Origin of the sequence: Campylobacter sp., from assembly GCF_052170435.1 — a bacterium.
GTDB lineage: Bacteria > Campylobacterota > Campylobacteria > Campylobacterales > Campylobacteraceae > Campylobacter_A.
In genome coordinates, this window is the sequence record NZ_JBQNAN010000001.1 from 160,940 (window position 1) to 179,081 (window position 18,142).

An 18,142-nucleotide genomic window follows, 5' to 3' on the forward strand; every position below is an offset into this window, starting at 1 on the left:
ATTTTAGATTTTGCAAAAACAATCTTTCAGCGGTTCGTCGCTGAAGTCAAACAGCCCGCTTTGCTTGTCGGCTTTTTTGAATTCTTTTTCCATGTCCGCGCAGGTTCTTTGTCCGCTAAACCAGTATTTGTTTTGCACGCGCTCGCCCTGTTTTTCTAGTTGAAACAATTTTGCCTCAATCTGCTTTATATACTCCCAATCTTTGGGAAAATGTTTCCAGACTTGGAAAAAGCTCCTATCGCTTTGAGCCGGACAAAAAGAGCAACCCGTGCGAGTGAAATATCTATACAACGGGTTCTCCATCTCTCGTTCTTTTAGATACGCCGCACAGTCCGTTTCACTCATACAAAAGTCATCAATGAGCGGATATAAAAACTCGTCGCCCGCCATTTTTCTATGAATTTCAGACGTAGTAAAGCCGATGTAAATTTTATACTCGGTTATGCCTTGCCCTTTTAGCCAGCGTTCAAAAGGGCGATTCTTTGCCTCTCTACGCCAAGTGCAGGGATAGCCGATAGGCATCGGAAGACCTCTGATCCAGCCTTGCCTCTTTTCGCTTCTCTCGCCCAACCTGCCAAATACGCTATCCTCAAACGAAATTTCAGGTTTTAGCGTGACGACTTCTTTGTCGTAGCGCGCTTTGAAGTATTCAGATAGCCGCTCGACGTAGCGATACATCGGCTCAAACTCGTGAAGCGTGTCTTTGAATACGATGTAGTCCAACGGGCGTCCGTGGTGCAAGAGCATATCGACTATCGCCGTGCTGTCTTTGCCGCCCGAGAGTGTTGCTATGTGGACCATCTCACATCCCCCTTCAAATTTCGATCGCCCCAAACAGCGCACCCGGGTCGTAAATCGCATAGCCGTTTAGTAAAGCGTGATTCATCTCCATTAAAATACCTTTTGAATCTTGTGTGATGTCGGGGTTGCAAGACTTCTGGCTAGGTACGAATATCGCGCCACAGCTATCAAGCTGCTTTAGGCAAATTTGCATAACTTCGTCATAGTCTAGGTTCCTATACCTCGCATTGTTTAGCACTGGGCTAAAAAGCTCGTATCGCTCGTCGCCGTTAAAATACTCGTTGGCTTCGGCTAGAGCTTTGATGGCTACGTCGCGCGCCGTTTTCTTGTCATCACCGAATGCAGAATAGGGGCTGCAGACGTAAATTTTAATAACTTCCATATTTATTCCTCAAATAAGCTTCGTTCTTTTGATGCCGCGGCATCCGTGAATATCTCATCGCCGTCCTCGATAGCGCGTTCCATAGACATCTCTTTTTTTGGGTCTAGCATAAATTTAACCCTCTTTGCCGCTAAGTCCAGCATCAAAACGTCGTAAACGAGTTTTTGGCCGCTAGGGCGTATCTTTAAAATAGGTAAAACCATCTTTTTCTCCTTTATAAATTTGCTAAATTTTGACATATCGCTAAAACTAAAACCAGCCCCAAGGCCGCTAAAAACCTTTTAGCCCCGCGGATAAACAAAGTGCGCCCCAAAGACGGGGAGCTGCCCAAAGCACGGCGCGGCACGCCGGCGGCGTCGTAAATCCTAATCGCTACTTTTTTCATCTTGCACCTCCGCATCGATAACGTCGTCCTCAACCTCGATCGTGATCTTGTTTAGGCGGGACAAAATCTGCTGAGCCGACACAGCCTCGGGCGGCATGATAGCTAGACGGTCTAGCATCTTGTCGCTTCTGCCGGCTGAAAGCGTAGAGATAAATTTCGCTCGCTCAAAGTCGTCGGCGCTAACCATGCCCGTCTCTCGCTGCCTAGCTACGATGCGGCGCGCCTCGCCTTCCATGATCTCGTAGCTAGCCGCTAGCAAGACGTTGTTTCGCTCGATATCTACCTTGGTGTTTTTAACCACCGTCTCGAGGCTTGACTTTTGTAACAAATTTCTAGTTTGCTTGTCCTCGCTCATAGCTAGAGTTACTTTATTTTGTAGGGCCTGCACCCAGTTAAAATCCTTTTTCCAGCGATTTATAGAGCTACTAGAGCCTTTTAGCCCTAGAGCGTCTAGTTTGGCGGCTAGCTGCTCCTCGCTGATAGGTTTATAGTCCGTTTCAAACGTCGCGCTATCAAGATATATCTCGAAGGCTTTTTGCTGTGTTTCGTTCATCTGCTTCATGTTTTTCCCTTTGCTGTCTCGCATGGCTCACGATTATCAAAAAATCGTGAGCCGCCCCAAACCCCTAAAATACGTAATCTTATAAACTCTTTGGCTCATAAGGTTAAACAATGTGAGCCAACAGTTAAACCCGATTTTACCGATGTTTAATAGCTTAAGAATTCTCTTTGGCTCATCATTTTTTTATATATAGGTTATGAAAAAAATTTTTGAAAAACAAAAAACGATTTCAAACCGATATAGGGGCAAAAATGGCGAGATTGCGAGCCAACAGCCCGCCAAGCCCCAAAAATACGGCTTTTCATTGGCTCAAGAAAAATAAAAATTGTGAGCCAGAAGTGAGCCGCCCCAGATGTAAAACATCTATCAAACGCCCTAAAATAGGACGCTTTGTAGATATTTTTATTTAAAATTATCGTGAGCCGCAAAGAAAGATTAGTTTTCATCGGATTTTGCTCCGCCTGCTTGATAATAGCTCATTTGATTTATTATGATTTCGCCACCGTTTTCTATCTTTACGCTGTCAAAGTCGAGATTGTCGCTGCTAACCCTAAACCCAAAAAAGCATCTAGGCCTCTCGCCGACGCCTGCATAATTTACCGGCATTCGTTTTTGGCCGTAAGAGCAGCTAATTCCCGCAAGTGTAAGCTCGTCGCGCAAAGCCTGCGCGAAGTTCTTTTGCGCTATAGGTTTACCACCTTTGTCGTTCATGTATGCTAGATAAATTTTATAAAGCGGTACCGACGGCACAAAATAATCAGCGTCCGCAACGATCGCGTCTTTGACGAAAGTGCGAAGTGGATTTACGCTATCTCTATACTCTTCTAGCTCGGTTTGCATGCGTTTAGAGCGCGTAAATTTGTTTTGTTTAATGAGGCGCTTTAGCCCCTCGAGCGCCATATTAAAAATACCCGCCAACTCATCGCTGAAGCGATCGCTAAGGCCGCGTATTTTTTGATTATCTTTTACCTCTTTATCAAATACTATAAGCAGCATGCGCCTAAATACGCCGTTATCGATGCCGCTTTTTGGCTTTTCGTTACCGGCAAACGCAAGCTTAGGCTTCTCGCTAGGAAGCAGCGAATAAGGCTCTTCGTTTTTTGGGTTTATGGTGATCGCGTCTTTGGTGCTGACGATAGCTTTTAGATTTGCCAGTTGGCCTTTATCGGTACCGTTTTTGTCGATCTCGGAGCCGATATTTAAGAGCTTATTCGTAAGCGCGCAAAGCTGGTGCCCTTCAAACTGCTGAAGCTGAAGGGACGAGACGTTATCCTCGCCGAAAAAGTTTCGGATAGTATCTAGTATAACGCTCTTGCCGTTTGCGCCGCTTTTACCGTAGAGGAACAAGAAGCTTTCAAACTCATGGCTAGGCATAAAGCAGTAGCCGATAAACTCCATAAGCGTTTTGATATCGTCCTCGTCGCTCATGATGTCGCGCAAAAACTTAGTCCACTTCGGGCATTTGGCCGATGTGTCGTAGTTAAATTTTAAGATATTCGTCGCGGCATCTTTATAGTCGTGCTTTTCTTTAAAGGTGATGACGCCGTTTTTGCTGATAAAGATCGTGCCGTTTAGTAGATTTATAACGCGGCGCGGCTCGTGCGCTTTGATCTCGTCTAAATTTAGCGACAGGCTCGTTAAGTCCTCTACGATTTTATTTACGTTTTCGCGGCTTTGCTTTTTCTTATCTACGTATGCCGCGGCCATCCAGTGCGTGTGGATAAATTTGGCTAGTGCATTGGTATCGATTTGCATAAAGTGATTACTCGCCCAAACGTGCAAATTCTTTTTATACTCGCCAAGGCGGCAACCTAGTTTTAAAAACGTTTGATTTAGACTTGCCGTCATATCTGTGATGTGCGTTTGATGATAGTTCGTGCGCATAGTTTTGTTGATGCGGAAGGCGTCGCTAAAAGCCTTTGAAAAACGCTCGAAATTTTGCTCCTCTTGCTCGGTCAAAAGGAAACTTTGGATATAGGCTTTTTTAAATTCCTCGTATCGCTCGCCCATTTTTCTTTCTAGCTCTTTAGCAGCGTTTAGCACTTCATCGACGTATTTGTCGTCCAGCTCGCCTTTGACCGGAAAAATATTTATAAAGTTGCCTTCGATATCTTGCGCCATTATCTCGGCTTTGATTTGGCGAAATTCTTTAATGGGTAAGTTTTGCTTAAATTTGTCAAGCTTTGCCGAAAGGTTCGGGAAGTATTCACAAATCTCGTCAATGACGACGTTAGTCGGTTCAAAGCAGCTAAAGGCTACGACATCTAGCGGGCTAGCGTCCTGAAATTTAAAGGCGAAGTCGTAAAGATAATCGCTGATGTCGTAGCCTTTTGAAAAGTTCTTGCCTATCATATAAAAGAGCACGATGCGGATACTTTTGGCGACGTCTTTTAGTTCGTAAAATTTCTTGATAGCGTTTTCATAGCCCGCCTCGTCATGATCGAACCAGATAAAAACGTGTTTGTCTCTTAAAAGCTCTTTGTATTCTTCCCAGCTCGCCGTTACGCCGCCCAGAGTCAAAGCGCATATACCAAAACACATCAAATTTAACGCGTCTTTTTCTCCTTCGCAAATAACTACTTTATCGCCTTTGTAGTCGGCATAGAAATTTAGCGGGAACGGGCTAGCGTGTGCACCGCTCTCGCCGATCCATTTGCCGGGCATTCGCTCGTTTGAAAGTTCTCCCTTATACGTATCGTAAGAGAATTTCTCTCTATATTTTACGTTCACGGGCGCGCCGTCTGCGTCTCTGATGATGATGGCCAGGCTTTTATGCTCAAAGCTATAGCCGATAAGTTCGCGGCTATATGCGTCAAAGCTATCGCTGGGCGTCGGGAATAGGGCCGAAATTTGATCCTTGATCAAATCGTAATTTTTTAACTTATTTTCCACGAGCTGCGGAGCGGTTTTAGCCAACCTAAATTTAAGTTTGGCTTCCTTGTTCGCGCGCTCGGCGGCTTCTTTTTTCATGCGAGCTTCATTTTCGGCTTTTAGCAGAGCTTGGTGCGCCTCGTAGGCCTTCTTTTCCTCTTCGGTCATCTCTTTTGCGTTGATAGTATTTGGGATACCGAAATGATCGCAAACCCTTTTGGCCGCTTGAAGCGGCGAAATTTGCTCTTTTAGCTCGACGAATCTCACGATATCGCCGCTAGTATTGCAAGCAAAGCACTTGAAATACGCGCCGCTAGCGTCGGAGTTTATGCCTAGGCTAGGGGTGCCGTTGTTATGATCGTGAAACGGACAAAAGGCGTTGCCGCCTTTAAATTCAATGTTATAAGCGCTTTGAATGAAATCCTTAAAGTCTTGTTTCGACACCGTTTGTTTTATCGTTTGAAAAATACTATCACTCATATGTTTGCCTATCCGACCAGTCTAAATTCTTTATTTTTTGTGAGCTTTATCCGCTCTAAAATCATTTTTACGACGTTTACGCTCATTGCGTTTCCAGCTTGCTTATATGCCTGCGTATCACTCACGACGATCTCAAAATTCTCAGGAAAGCCTTGCAGGCGTAAACACTCCCCAGGGGTTAGCTTGCGTATGCGCTCGCTCTTTAGTAGATTATTTTGCTCAAAGCTATTTGAGCTAATCGTAAGGCAAAGTTCAAACTCGGCGCCTTTATTAAACCCCCTTGACCTTTGAATAACTTTGGGCGTTTCTTGATTGTTCTTGGCCGTCAATAGTGTTGGGCTCACTCCGTCTGTATCATAAATTTGCCTTGCTCTTTTAAATGTAGGTATATCGAGCTCGCCGACGACCTTGATAAAAGTATCTGTCCTGCAGTGTCCCTGGTTTGTAGCGAGAGTGTTGGCGATATTCGCGTTTGCGTCTTTAGGGCGAAATGCGCCGTTAAATTTTGAATGTTTGCTGCGAAAATACGCCAAAGCCCTATCGCTCAAAAAGTATTTTTCCTCTACGCTCGCATCCAAAAAATCAGCCAGCCGTCCGCAGCCGGTTTTAGGGGCTAGCGAAAAAGCGTGGTATTCGCGGGCATCTAAAAAGCCCACGATATAAAGCCGTTCTCTGTTTTGCGGTATACCGTAGTCTTTGGTGTTTAAAATTTCCGCGTGGCAATGATAGCCTAGCCCTCGCAAAACCTCTAAAAACCTTTCATATTTTTTGCCGCCGTTGATAGATAAAAACCCTTTGACGTTTTCGTAGATAAAGACCTTAGGGCGAGCCTCGCTAACGACGCGGTAAAACTGCCATATCAGATTGCCTCTCTCGCCGTCCTCGCCCGCGCGTTGGCCTGCGATTGAAAAGTCTTGACAAGGACTGCCACCTATCAAAATATCTATTTGCCCGGCGTAGGCTTTGGCGTCAAGATCGCAAACGTTCTCGTAAAAAGCTAGCGGGGCGTCGTGATTAGCTAGATAGCTTTGACGTGCGAATTTGTCTATCTCGCAGGCAAATATCGTTTTGGCCCCGCTAAATACTTCGCGAGCCGCAAACTCTGGCGCGCCGATGCCTGAAAAGAGGGTAGCGAGGGATATTCTACTCATCGTCAAGCTCCGCAAAAAGGTTATTTTCTCTAATAAATTTTTTTAAAATTTCTACGACTTCGCGTGCGAAATCGGGGTTTTTGAAACGAAAACGCCTAAAATAGAAATAGATCGCGGCCTTGTTTTTGCCCGTATGTTTGGCTACGTAGTCCGCTAGCGCGCTTTCGCTGGCGGCGCATTCAAGAGCCTTGTAATACCAATCAGCTACCTCGTCAAAATGCGGACAAAGGTAGTTTTGTTTGACGAAGAGGGCATGCTCGTAAATCATGAAGCGGTCACGGCGGTTATGATCTCGGTCAATATAGCTCAAATTTTGCAGATTTTTCTTGCAAGTTTGCAAAATAGAGGCGTGATCCGCGCGGATATAATCTCTCGTTGCAGTCATAACTTAGTCCTCTTTGGGCGCGAACAACCCAGCTGCAGCTAAAGCCAAAATAGCTCCTCCAGTGAAGGAACAAACCGCAATAGCGATAACGGTTACGGTAAACACTCCAGACATCGCTCATCCTTTTTGTTAAATTCACTCTTTAAACCCCTTTGGGATATAATCAGGCTGCAAAACAAAATCCAACCCAAAGGAGCTAAAACAATGAACCAATGCGAAATAACCCTAGAGCTAGTAAAGCTCGCTGCGCAAGAAGGCGCTTTTGAGGGCGCCTCGCCTAAAGAACTTCCACAACTTATCGCCAAAACCTTTAACGAAATCAAGGCAGAAGTTTTTCCAAAAGCCACGCCCAAGCCAGAAACCGAACAGCCCTCGGACGAGGACGGTTATCTTTAAGAAAAATGACCGAAACACCGTGCCCGTTCGTTCTCGGGGGCGGTAACAAAATATCCCTGTAGGGCGCATATAACGGCCTCTCTAGTAACCGGAGTAAAATGGCTTAAGCCTTTTATCGTCTCGTAAAGGAACAGCGCGGGAGACTTAACGGCGAGCTTTTCGCCCATTTTCGTCTCCGCTTCGGTCGCGGTTCGGGTACTCGTTTGCGCCGCGCCATCTAGCTCGTCCATAAACTCCAGTAGCCGCGTTATTACGTCGCTCGACGGCAATTCGCCGCATTTTAACGCGTCTTCTAGGAAGACTCTGGCGTCTTTCGTTTCTACGCCCACGACCTCGGGGTAGATAATATGGGCGGTTTGTTTTCGCTCGTTCGCGTCCTTTAGTTTGGCTTCTAGGACGCTAATCTCAAGCCTATATTTATCCAACTCGGTTTTTAAAAACGACCTTACGGCTTCTTGTTTTTCAAACTCAGACATCGCTTCTCCTTTTATTAAAAATTTCGCCTTGTCTTTGATATATCCAGTTTTGATTGAGGTTATATTTTTCGGCGAGCTTTACCACCCACTCGTAGGGGATGAGCTTGCGGCCAAAACGCACCTCGTTAAAGATGTATTTCGTAGCCCCTAAAAACTCGCAAATTTGGTTTTGTTCTAATCCTAAAATCAACCTTACCCCCTCAAGCCTATCGCCCACGTTTGCAAGAACGATAACTTCGTTAGGTTTGTGCCTCATAAATAATCCTTTTTAGTCCAAAGTTTTGTTATAATTCGTAAAAACTTTTAATTTAACGCTTATTTTATTTTAGTGTTAAATTAAATACTTTGACTTAATTTGAACGTATTATACATTTATATGACTTATATGTCAAGTATTATACAGCCAAAAATTTAAAAAAGGGATAAAAATGGAAAATTTAGAAGCCGTTTTAGCGAGAATAAAGGGGGTGCTAGGGGTAAAGACAGATAAACAAATGTGTGAGGCTTTAGATATTCCGTATGGCACATTAGATACATGGAAACGTAGAAATAATATACCAAAAAGCAAAATTCTAGACATAGCACAAAAAATAGGAGTTAATATGGATGCACTTGTAAAAGGCTCTTTTAATCAGTTTGGTTTTAATAACAGCCAAAATTTTGGAACTATTATTTCTAATAGCCCAGCAAAAGAGAGCAATGAGATGATGCAGGAATTTGTTGAGTTGTTTAACAAATATGGTAATGCTGAAATGTTGAACGGTTTTATTGAAAAACTAAAAAAAATAGAAAAAATCTCAAAAGGAGAAATATAATGGAGACTCTTATTAATTGGTTTTTTAACTACATGAACTATAGGGCAGAAAATCCAAATAGCTCATATTATTTTGTAGCCCTTTGGATTGGTATTATTGTTATATCTTGGATATTAGGCATAATAAGAAAAAGAAAAAATAGGCAGCGCTTACATATGCTTGCAAAGCAAAAGCGTGAAGATAAAATAGAAATGATGGCTGAGGCAATGCGGCGAAGCGGAATAAAAAGCGGTATAAATATAGAAAATTCTTTTAACCAGTTTGGCGATGGCAATAATCAGAATTTTAAGTTGCAATAAATTAATATCATGAATATTGAAGACGCTCTCTTAAAGGTCTTTTTGGGCACTATTGCGTTTTTTGGGCTCTTATTTGTTGCAGATATCGTGTTGCGATATCTTGAAAATTTATTAAACAGTGTTTTTATTGTAAGGTCAATCAAAATTTTAGAAGAAAACGAAAAGGAACCGATTGCGGTAGATAGTAGAAATGTAGAATGTAATCCATCTGAGTATTCAACAAACAAATATGAGACATTGGAACATTGTTGCTTTCAGGAAGATATAAAAAAAGAACAAATTATAAATAATAATATTAAAAAAAAGATATCACAATACTGTGAATGGATAGAAAGTAATTTAATTCCAGAAAAGGCTCTACCGCTAGAGCAAGTTGAGATAGAAGAATTTAAAATAAATCAATATTTAAATGCAAAAAAAGACTATGAAAAAATAAGGGACATTGAGGCAGAGGATACTGATTTTTTAAAAAATAAATTGGTTATTTTTTATAATCTTTATAAAGAAATTAATCGTATATCCTGGCAAGTCAAAAAAACACTAGAGGAAATAAAAAATATAGAATATGAATTTGATAAAATAGACATCAATTTTTTTACGCATAAAGGTAGTAAAATTTTATTCTTTAGAAAAATGGGCTCCGATCAAGATTTCGTATTATCTATGCAAAAGTTATATTATGATTTTAAAAATGATAAGAATCTAAATATTGGTTTTTTGCATCAAAAGCTTTTTACATTTAGAGTGCTATTGGGTGTCAATAGGGATTTGTTGAAAAAATACAGCGGACAATGTAAACATGGGGTATATGGAGCATTCTTTTTTCCAAATGAGTGCGAAAAATGCAAAAAAGAGTATAACTCTTTTTTATATAAGCAAAAAGTACTATTTGACTATGAAAATAAGCTTGCAAATTTAACTCCTGAAGAGATAGGCAAGAGATATGAAAGATACATAGGATATTTATACGAGACAAACGGATACAAAGTAGAGTATAACGGTATAAAGATGGGCAAAAAAGACGACGGTATAGATATAATCGCAACAAAAAGACGAGAGCTCATAATAATACAATGCAAATGGTATAAGGAAGATAGCCAAATACACAGCAATACGATAAGGCAATTAAACGATAATTTACACGAGCGCACGGCCGATAATCCGAACAAAAACGTCGTAGCTCGGCTTTATTCTGCCTATGACAATCTCGACGAACAAGCGCGCGCAAGGTTAGCAAAAACACAGATAGAGCATATCGTACTACCATATGATAACGAATACCCAAAAATAAAATGCAACATCAACGATGATAGCGGAGAAAAAATATATCATTTGCCTGGCGCGGGAATGTATGATTACATAAAAATAAACGTAAATAGAGGCGAATTTTATGCAAAAACCATAGAAGAGGCTGAAAAATTAGGTTTTAGAGGCGTAAAAAAAGAGTTAAAGGCGATACATGGGGCGCAGCAAACTCAGGCGGCGAAAGAGCAAAACGAACCGAGTGAGGATGATGCGGAAATGGAAGCGTTAATAAACGGCGGCGTGTGATGGGTCGGCGTAGCCGTGGGCGTGAGCTGTGGGGAGGATAAAAACCCGTAAGGCCTAAAATTTGGAAAAAACTATATAAAAATAAAATTTTCAAAGGAGAAAAAATGGAAGAAGAAAAAAAGATTTTAGATCGGATTTCGGAGATACTGAAAGATGAAAATAAAGCAAAAGCGCTAGAGTCTGTTTTAAATGTTGCAAATATAGAAGATGTGAAGACCTTAAAAGAAGTATTGGACGACTATAGGGTAATTAATAAAGAAGTAAATGGAGTATCTTTGCAGGATAGAGTTAATTGCGTTATTAAATCGCCTGAGTTCATGCAGTTTTATGAGTTGCTACAAAGTGAAGATAAGCACAATGCGCTACAATTGATTTTAAATGATTTGATGGACGCTCAAATAATACAAAAAATACAAAAAATTGAAGAATATCATAATGTTTTATATGGAATTAATGGTGACAAGGATTGTATTGAAAAAATACATGAAACTATAAAAGATATGGAGAACAATAAGTCCAAGGCTGAAGAATTGGCTGAAGAAATTCGAAATATGGGTAAAAATTTGCAAGAAGAATGTAATAAAGTATTCGAGGATGCAAAAAAGATATTGCCCGGAATAGCGGCGGCAGAATTAGGAGAATCTTTTAGGCGACAAAAAGAAGATGCTGAAAAGCATATGGGTAGGTGGCATATAACTTTCATTGCCTCTAATTTAACTTTTATTATTATGTGCCTTGTTTACTTTTCAATAACTTTAATAGGGGAGTTTAGCTTTAATAGTTTTTTAAAAGTATTGCCACTTTGGGTTTTTAGCGGATTTTTTATTTACTACTCTACAAAGCAGATATCTGAATATAAAAGAATAGTATTAGAATATGGATATAAAGAATCTTTAAGTACTGCATATATAGGATGGAGAAAAGAAATGTATAGGCAAGATGGAGAAGAAGACGAAGAAAGAAGGCAAAAACTACTAGATATGACTTTTGATGCTATAAAAATAAATCCTAGCGATAAAATAGGCTCATCCGGAGGTAATATACCAACTTTGACTTTTTTGGAAGGAATTGTCGATGCGCTGCCTCTTGAGCTACTAAAAAAGCTTCATGACAAGATAAGTAATATTCTTAATATCGCAAAAAATTAACGATTTATACGTTTTTTAGGAAACTCATAATCTAAACTATCCGCAAAAAAGCGGAGAGTTTAGATGGATAACGATTTAGATTTAATCGAAAGAGCCTTTAAAGATCTTGAAGTCCACAAAGATAGATTTTTAAAATGCGAAGCGGCATTTCTCGCCACATACAAAGACGACAAGCGAACTAGCAAGCTCAAAAACTCCGAGCGTAGCCGTTCTAAACTATATGTCCCTCTAATCAAAACCACCGTTTTTATCATACATGCGATATTCAAAACAAGCTTCATGAGCGATCGATGCCCGATCGAGATTACCCGCGTCGGGCGCAGAAGCGATGATGATCTAATCTTACAAAACGCGCTCACGGCGGTACTCAAAAACCGATGGAAGAAAAAAGAGCACCGAGTAGGGCTTAGCAAAGCCGTACTAAGCGCGCTATATCTGCCTCTGGGCATAGTAAATCTTTTTTACGACAAAGAGCAAGGCGATATCGCTACGCGCTTCATTCCTATCACCGATCTAGCCTTTGACAAATACGCAAGCGACATCAACGACATAGAATACGTCTGCTACAAATGGCGTCAATCCGTGCGCCAGGTCGAAGAGAAAATCAAAACGAAATTTTACAAAGGTAAAGACAAAGATCTCATCCTAGGCTCAAAGGTAGAGTGGAGCCAAAGGGTGCAGATGAAGGATATCTACAAAAAAATTTACGTAAACGGCCGACAGATGTGGGAGCTAAAGAGCTTTGCTAATGATTTTTTGGTAAGAGAGACGAAATTTTCGACTCTGCCGTTTCACTTCGGCTACTGTATAGACGCGATGCCAAGCATCGAGGAGAGCATGCGCGAAAACGAAAACGCCGTATACGGCTCGTGCGTGCCGGAAATCGTTAAAGAGATCCAAGAAGAATACAACATCAAGCGTAATCAAAAAATCGACATCACCGAAAATCAGATAGATCCGTCGTTTGTGGTAGATAAAACTAAGGGCGCGGTGGCGGTTAGCGACGTGATGGCGAGGAAAAAGGTCATCAGGGTGGAAACGGACATGGGCGCTAGAGTGAGCGACGTGATAATGCCGTTCCCGACGCCGCCTACGTATCAGCTAAGCGAAGAGATAAATATGCTCGGCAAAGAGTACGAGATAGCTACGGGCGTAAATAGCGTAATGACCGGTCAAACCAGCCCGAGCGATCGCCGCGCTATGGGTGCGCTACAAACGGTGAACGCCGCAAGCTCGATGAGAATAGAAAGCATGATGCAGACTCTGCTAGAAACTATGCTCTCAAGCTACGCGCAGCACTTCGTAGAGCTGCTGTACCGCTTCGTAAGCGACGATGAATTCGTAAAAATCACCGAAGACGAGAGCGTGATAGACGTGATCGGCACGCTTGCGCAAAGAAAGGCGAACCGCCTAGACTTTGACGTTTCGGTAAATTTTGGCACGACGATAGCAAATGAAGTAAAAATCAATCAACTAAATGGGCTACTGGGCGTGCTAGCCCAAAATCAAATAAGCTCACCGCAAATAACGGGCGAAATAATCAAAGAGGTACTAACTCTAATCCTGGGCGAAAACGCGCCGATAGAGCAGGTGGACGAGGCTATGGCTCAGATGTCGGCGATGCAGGAGGCGGCGCAAGCTCAGGCTATGGAGCAGGCACAAATAGAACAAGCGCAAGCGGAGCAAGAAGAACAGGCGCAAAGAGAACCGAGTGAGGAGGAGATAGAGATGGCGGCTTTAGCAAACGGCGGAGTGTAGCTATGCAGCGCTTCCGTCGCGACGAAAACGGGTCTCCGCCGCAAGGGCAGGGCTTTAGGGGTTTTGAAAGGGCTAAGCCCTTCATCGTAAGGTGGGATTTATTTCCGCCGCGAAGTAAAAAGTTTACGTTTTTTAGGACGGCGATAAATAAAATAATAAAAATTTTAAAGGAGCAGACATGGCGTATAGGGACAAATACGAGGTTTTGGGCGTTATCATGGCAATGGCTAGCAACGGGCTTAGCGTCTATAAAAAAGGCGAAGACGAAGGGCAAATCAGCGGCGGGAGTATCGGCGACGTGGTGGTGCGAGATAAAGGCGAGGGCGGCTTTGCCTCCGTGAATATCATAGGCGAGCAAGAGTGGGAAGCTATGCCGCAAAACGAGGCAGCCGAGGCCGAGATGAAACAAACCGCGTCTGGCGCGAAAAATCTCGCTCCCGAGCTGGCTAAAGCTAAAAACGAGATCGAACGCTTGAAGGCTGAAATTTTAGAGGCCAAAGGCGAGGCTGAGCGTTTTAAAGAGGAGTGCGCAAATTTACAAGACCAAATAAGCGCTGCAGCTGGTGAAAATTTAACTTTGACGCAGGAAATTCAAAAACTTGAAGTCGAGAATAAAAAGCTAAAAGAGGCGGCCAAGAAAGCAGAGAAGAGCAAGGCTGATAACGCGCCTAAGGCAAATGAGCCGCAAGGTCTAAATTTAGGAGGTAACGAATAATGCCGGACGTATACGATCAGGATTTAGAGGGGCTGGCGGCCGCAGAGGAGACGCAAACGCAAGAAGCCGAGGCGGCCGTAAAAACCGCAGCAGATAAGCCACAGGTGCAGGCGGAGGCCAAAGCGCGGGCGGCGGCGCAGCCTGACGACTCCGTAAAACTCAATAAAGAAGAGTATGCGGACTTTCAAAGAATGCGTCAAGCTGCGCAACTTTCGCAGATGGAGACGGATTTCAGGAGGAGCTATCCGGATTTTGATATGAAAAAAATCACGGACAAAATTTTAGAAATCGATGAGAAAAATCCCGGCGCAGGCGATATGCTACTCAATCCGGTCGGGTTTGAAAACGTCTATCTAAAATTTTTCCACGGCAAGGCGCAGGAGCAGACGGATGATGAATTCGACATAGCGCGAGGAACGGGCGGCGGCGTCGACAGATCGGAGATGATGAGACGCATAAACAAAGGCGAAATAAGCCAAAGCGAAAAATACGCGTATTTAAGCAAAATTTTTAACTAAAAAAGGAGATAAAAGATGCCTATTGTTAGACAAGGAATAATGACCAGCGACGAGGCTTTCGGAAGAAGAGGCACCGAGTTTTGGAACACGATAAAAGAGATGGGGTGGAAGCAGACGCCGTTTTTGACGTCTATCCAAAATGGCGCTCCGGTAGACAGGAGCACGAACGCGGCGGCCGGACACACGTGGTTTTACGATGAAACGCCCGACGGCGAAGCCGATAACGCGCACTTAGAGGGCGGCGCTCCTGCCGCTTTGAAATACGCTACCGGCGGACAGCTAAAAAACCAATACCAAATCGTAAAAAATACTTACGGCGTTTCGGGTACGGAAGAGGATAGCAAAAGGGTGGACGGAAATTTGATCTTAACCAAAAACGGCGAGATGGAGGCGATCAGGCATAAAAAAACGCTAGAAAAGATACTGCTTTCCGATCAAGCTGCTGTTCAAAGGGTCAATACCGGCGTTAAAAAAGAAGGAAAACTCGGCGGACTAAAAAGCTTTACTACCGCGACCAATACCTTTGACGCCACAGGGGCGGATATGTCTATGCAGTTTATTAGAGATCTGCTTAAGATCGGACATTTAAGGGGTCTGCCTTACGATTTTATACTTTTGCCCGATAAACAAATGGATAGAGTGATGGATCTGCTCGATAAATACAAGCAAGCCAACTACACCGTAGAATATCTGCACGACAAGGTTACGGCGATAAACTCCCAATACGGCGAGAATGTAAAGCTACTTTTGTCGCCGGAGCTCGCTAACAACGAGATAATAGCCTATAGATCCGAGGATATTTACGCAGTTTACTGGAGAATGACGAAGAAAAAAGACTTGCCTACCGAGAACGACGAGATCAAAAAAGAAATACTAACCGAGCTTACGCTCCGCGTGTGCACGCCGGTGGCATTTGCTTGGCTTAAAAATTTAAAGGTATAAAGATGACCGTCTCGGAGTTTAGGCAGAGGTTGGCGGTGTATACGCGCGGCGATATAAAGATGCCAGACTTTGAAGAGTTTAAAATCTTAGCGGGCGTTACGGCGGCGGAGATAATGCGCTCTGTAACGCCGCTTGAAATGATAGAGCTTGATACCCTAGACTTCGAGGCGGAATATCACCTTGACGATAAGTATTTCGTGAGGAAATTTAAGCCGCCCTTGGATGCGAAGGACGGAGAGATAGATTTTCTTGACGAAAAGCTTATCGACGCTTTGGCGTACGGCATGGCCTGCAAAAGAACCGGCGATATACAAAAAATCGCCAAATACAAAAACTTGTACTTGCGAGCTCTTAGTGGATATGAGATAAATAACTTCGACGAGCGCAGCTACGACCTAGATCACGCCTTGGCGGCGCGCGGCTGGGCAAAACCCTACGATATCAACTACGCACTTGATACTCATTTCGTTTGGGATGAGGCATTTTTGGACAAACTTGACTACTGGATGGCTAATATCTCGACTACTAAAAATTTGTCGTATAGAAAATTCGTATATCTTTTTATCGATTTTCAAAACGGCAAAGGCGTAGATAGGCGCGATATGAAAGAACTTGACGTAATAATGAAAAAAAGGATAAGACCATGAGTAAAGAATTCACTCAAATTTGTAGAGAGATTTTAGACCTCGCTGACTGGATAAAATCCAATGCGGCGAATTTTTCGATCCTAGAAACTACGACTGCGGAGCTCAAAGAAACCATCGCTAAAGCTACTCTCATAAATCAAAATCTCAAAGAGCTGCGCGAACATCTGGAAAACAATGACTTCAGCACTCTTTTGGCCGCATATAACGAAGCAAAGCCTAAGCTTGACGGCTTTAGCGAGAAGATGAGTAATTTTGATGAAAAATACTCAAAAATAGAGGGTGCGCTAACAAATCTGCCGGAGATAAAAACAAAGATCGAACAAGCTGCGCAGCTTTTAGAAAACGCACTGCCTACTCTCACGGCAAAAATAGACGAATTCAATGAGAAGCTAGCGCAGGGGCAGACAAAGCTCGATCAAACTTCGCAGGATTTTGAGGCCAAATACGGCGAACTGGTGACGCTAAAATCCGAGCTAGAAACGCTCAAAGGCGAGATAAATACGCTGCTTTTGCAAGGCGTGATCAACGATACGCAAACGGCTACTACGACTACTTTTTCAAGCGTAAAGATTAAAGCCGAGCTTGACGCGTTAAAAGGGCAAATCCCCGATACCGCAAATTTGCTCACGTCTGAAGCGGCAGAGCAAACATACGCTAAAAAAGAAGACATCCCTGACGTGAGCGGCAAACTGGATACCGCTACGGCCGAGACGACGTATGCTAAAAAGATAGAGATACCTAGCGTCGCGGGTTTTCTAAAAACCGAAGTAGCCGAGCAAACCTATATGAAAAAAGGCGAAATACCAAATATCGAGGGATTGCCGACTATGAAAAAGATAGAGCAAACCTTTGCAAAAAAAGATGACGTAAATTTATCTTTGGCAACAAAGCTAGGCAAAAACGAAAAGGCTAGTGATAGCGCTATGCTTGAGGGGAATGCGGCTAGTACATTTGTAAAGGCGGATAGCGTCTCAAGCGAAGCTACGGCAAACAAGATCGTAAAACGTAGCGAAGACGGCAGCATATACGCAAAAGCGATAAATAGCGAGAAATTAAATCTAAACTCTACGGTAGAGGATGGGGCTTTAGCGGTAAACTCAACCGTACTTTTCTCTGAAAACGGAAGCGAGCTAGTAAGAAAAGCTAGTGTTAGCAAGCTAAAAGAGCTTGTAAAAACTGAAGTAAATTTGAGCGAATATATCAAAAAGACTGATGCGGACAATAACTATCTAAGCAAGACCGCAAAAGCTAGTGATAGCGCTAAGCTAGGTGGACTTGCAGCACAAAGTTATGCACAAAAAACAGAGTTGCCAAACTTTGCTGAATATCTCACAAAGACGGCAGCTGATCAAAAGTATGTTCTAAAAGAGGGCAATAATGGCGGGGATATAGTTTCTTTTAATGCGGACGGTGGATATATTAAAAGAGCTAACGGGCATATAACCCAAATAGCAATTTTAACTAAAGACAGAATACGCACATTAACAGGTGGTCAATCTGATGCGCAATATATACATTTACCTTTACCTATTGATTTTCCGAACGGTGTCTTAACTATAAATTATACTTATTTTATAGATTCCGACAGGGCGATCTCTTCGGGAAACCATAGTTTTGGTAGGCTCCAACAAAGCTCTGCACTCTATAAAAAATACCCTTTAAGAATAAATGCTGTTTTTTCCAAAAAACCAAAGAATAAACTTATTTGTTCTTTTTTATGGTACTACGAAACGTATAAGGAGTACAAGGAGGTAAATGGCGGGTTTCTTGCGCTTAATGATCTACTAAAAACCCTAACAGACGGAAGTGTGTCTGCAGAGCTAACAGAGAAAATTGTGTTTACGGTGGAGGGCTATTAAA

General features: G+C 42.7%; 21 protein-coding genes. 11 read left to right on the forward strand and 10 right to left on the reverse strand.

Annotation, left to right across the window (positions count from 1 at the left end):
• Nucleotides 1–3 precede the first annotated feature (3 nt).
• The 8 genes from ACTTJF_RS00865 to ACTTJF_RS00900 all read right to left on the reverse strand — a co-directional run bounded on the left by ACTTJF_RS00865 (nt 4) and on the right by ACTTJF_RS00900 (nt 7,017).
• Complete coding sequence (locus ACTTJF_RS00865) at nt 4–801, reverse strand: phosphoadenosine phosphosulfate reductase domain-containing protein (protein WP_442550339.1); 798 nt, start codon at nt 799–801, stop codon at nt 4–6.
• A gap of 13 nt (nt 802–814) precedes the next feature.
• Nucleotides 815–1,183, reverse strand: coding sequence for a hypothetical protein (locus tag ACTTJF_RS00870; RefSeq protein WP_442550340.1), 369 nt, complete (start codon nt 1,181–1,183; stop codon nt 815–817).
• A gap of 2 nt (nt 1,184–1,185) precedes the next feature.
• The gene (locus tag ACTTJF_RS00875) at nt 1,186–1,386 is read right to left on the reverse strand and encodes a hypothetical protein (RefSeq protein ID WP_442550341.1); all 201 of its coding nucleotides are present in this window, start codon (nt 1,384–1,386) and stop codon (nt 1,186–1,188) included.
• A gap of 11 nt (nt 1,387–1,397) precedes the next feature.
• The gene (locus ACTTJF_RS00880) at nt 1,398–1,568 is read right to left on the reverse strand and encodes a hypothetical protein (protein ID WP_442550342.1); all 171 of its coding nucleotides are present in this window, start codon (nt 1,566–1,568) and stop codon (nt 1,398–1,400) included.
• Nucleotides 1,549–2,130, reverse strand: coding sequence for a hypothetical protein (locus ACTTJF_RS00885; RefSeq protein WP_442550343.1), 582 nt, complete (start codon nt 2,128–2,130; stop codon nt 1,549–1,551). Before ACTTJF_RS00885 ends, ACTTJF_RS00880 begins: the two co-directional genes overlap by 20 nt.
• 435 nt (nt 2,131–2,565) lie before the next feature.
• Nucleotides 2,566–5,481 carry a phage/plasmid primase, P4 family gene (locus tag ACTTJF_RS00890; protein ID WP_442550344.1) on the reverse strand — a complete coding sequence of 972 codons (2,916 nt, stop codon included), beginning with the start codon at nt 5,479–5,481 and terminating at the stop codon, nt 2,566–2,568.
• Nucleotides 5,482–5,489: 8 nt separating this feature from the next.
• Nucleotides 5,490–6,632 carry a DNA cytosine methyltransferase gene (locus ACTTJF_RS00895; protein WP_442550345.1) on the reverse strand — a complete coding sequence of 381 codons (1,143 nt, stop codon included), beginning with the start codon at nt 6,630–6,632 and terminating at the stop codon, nt 5,490–5,492.
• A complete protein-coding gene (locus ACTTJF_RS00900; protein ID WP_442550346.1) occupies nt 6,625–7,017 on the reverse strand; it encodes a hypothetical protein in 393 nt (130 codons plus the stop codon). Before ACTTJF_RS00900 ends, ACTTJF_RS00895 begins: the two co-directional genes overlap by 8 nt.
• Nucleotides 7,018–7,221: 204 nt before the next feature.
• Between ACTTJF_RS00900 and ACTTJF_RS00905 the strand changes: the two genes are divergently transcribed.
• On the forward strand, nt 7,222–7,413 hold the full coding sequence (locus tag ACTTJF_RS00905) for a hypothetical protein (protein ID WP_442550347.1): 192 nt from the start codon (nt 7,222–7,224) through the stop codon (nt 7,411–7,413).
• On the opposite strand, the gene ACTTJF_RS00910 is transcribed toward ACTTJF_RS00905, so the two are convergent.
• Both ACTTJF_RS00910 and ACTTJF_RS00915 read right to left on the reverse strand, forming a co-directional pair.
• On the reverse strand, nt 7,410–7,889 hold the full coding sequence (locus tag ACTTJF_RS00910) for a hypothetical protein (RefSeq protein WP_442550348.1): 480 nt from the start codon (nt 7,887–7,889) through the stop codon (nt 7,410–7,412). The genes ACTTJF_RS00905 and ACTTJF_RS00910 overlap by 4 nt on opposite strands.
• Nucleotides 7,882–8,145 (reverse strand): helix-turn-helix domain-containing protein, encoded by a 264-nt coding sequence (locus ACTTJF_RS00915; RefSeq protein WP_442550349.1) that lies wholly within the window; start codon nt 8,143–8,145, stop codon nt 7,882–7,884. The genes ACTTJF_RS00910 and ACTTJF_RS00915 overlap by 8 nt, the downstream gene beginning before the upstream one ends.
• A gap of 172 nt (nt 8,146–8,317) precedes the next feature.
• On the opposite strand from ACTTJF_RS00915, the gene ACTTJF_RS00920 reads away from it, so the two are divergent.
• From ACTTJF_RS00920 to ACTTJF_RS00965, 10 genes are all read left to right on the forward strand, one after another.
• Nucleotides 8,318–8,704: a helix-turn-helix domain-containing protein gene (locus ACTTJF_RS00920; protein WP_148820059.1), complete on the forward strand. Its 387-nt coding sequence runs from the start codon at nt 8,318–8,320 to the stop codon at nt 8,702–8,704.
• Nucleotides 8,704–9,003, forward strand: a complete 300-nt coding sequence (locus ACTTJF_RS00925; RefSeq protein ID WP_442550350.1) for a hypothetical protein — start codon at nt 8,704–8,706, stop codon at nt 9,001–9,003. The genes ACTTJF_RS00920 and ACTTJF_RS00925 overlap by 1 nt, the downstream gene beginning before the upstream one ends.
• 9 nt (nt 9,004–9,012) lie before the next feature.
• Nucleotides 9,013–10,554 carry a restriction endonuclease gene (locus tag ACTTJF_RS00930; RefSeq protein WP_442550351.1) on the forward strand — a complete coding sequence of 514 codons (1,542 nt, stop codon included), beginning with the start codon at nt 9,013–9,015 and terminating at the stop codon, nt 10,552–10,554.
• Between the two features lie 104 nt (nt 10,555–10,658).
• Nucleotides 10,659–11,702, forward strand: coding sequence for a hypothetical protein (locus tag ACTTJF_RS00935; RefSeq protein WP_442550352.1), 1,044 nt, complete (start codon nt 10,659–10,661; stop codon nt 11,700–11,702).
• Between the two features lie 63 nt (nt 11,703–11,765).
• Nucleotides 11,766–13,460, forward strand: coding sequence for a portal protein (locus ACTTJF_RS00940; RefSeq protein ID WP_442550353.1), 1,695 nt, complete (start codon nt 11,766–11,768; stop codon nt 13,458–13,460).
• Between the two features lie 178 nt (nt 13,461–13,638).
• On the forward strand, nt 13,639–14,175 hold the full coding sequence (locus ACTTJF_RS00945) for a hypothetical protein (protein WP_442550354.1): 537 nt from the start codon (nt 13,639–13,641) through the stop codon (nt 14,173–14,175).
• Nucleotides 14,175–14,693 carry a hypothetical protein gene (locus tag ACTTJF_RS00950; RefSeq protein WP_442550355.1) on the forward strand — a complete coding sequence of 173 codons (519 nt, stop codon included), beginning with the start codon at nt 14,175–14,177 and terminating at the stop codon, nt 14,691–14,693. The genes ACTTJF_RS00945 and ACTTJF_RS00950 overlap by 1 nt, the downstream gene beginning before the upstream one ends.
• 15 nt (nt 14,694–14,708) lie before the next feature.
• Nucleotides 14,709–15,635 (forward strand): SU10 major capsid protein, encoded by a 927-nt coding sequence (locus tag ACTTJF_RS00955; protein ID WP_442550356.1) that lies wholly within the window; start codon nt 14,709–14,711, stop codon nt 15,633–15,635.
• A 2-nt stretch (nt 15,636–15,637) separates the two neighbouring features.
• Nucleotides 15,638–16,282: a hypothetical protein gene (locus ACTTJF_RS00960; RefSeq protein WP_442550357.1), complete on the forward strand. Its 645-nt coding sequence runs from the start codon at nt 15,638–15,640 to the stop codon at nt 16,280–16,282.
• Nucleotides 16,279–18,141, forward strand: a complete 1,863-nt coding sequence (locus ACTTJF_RS00965; protein ID WP_442550358.1) for a hypothetical protein — start codon at nt 16,279–16,281, stop codon at nt 18,139–18,141. Before ACTTJF_RS00960 ends, ACTTJF_RS00965 begins: the two co-directional genes overlap by 4 nt.
• Nucleotide 18,142 lies beyond the last annotated feature (1 nt).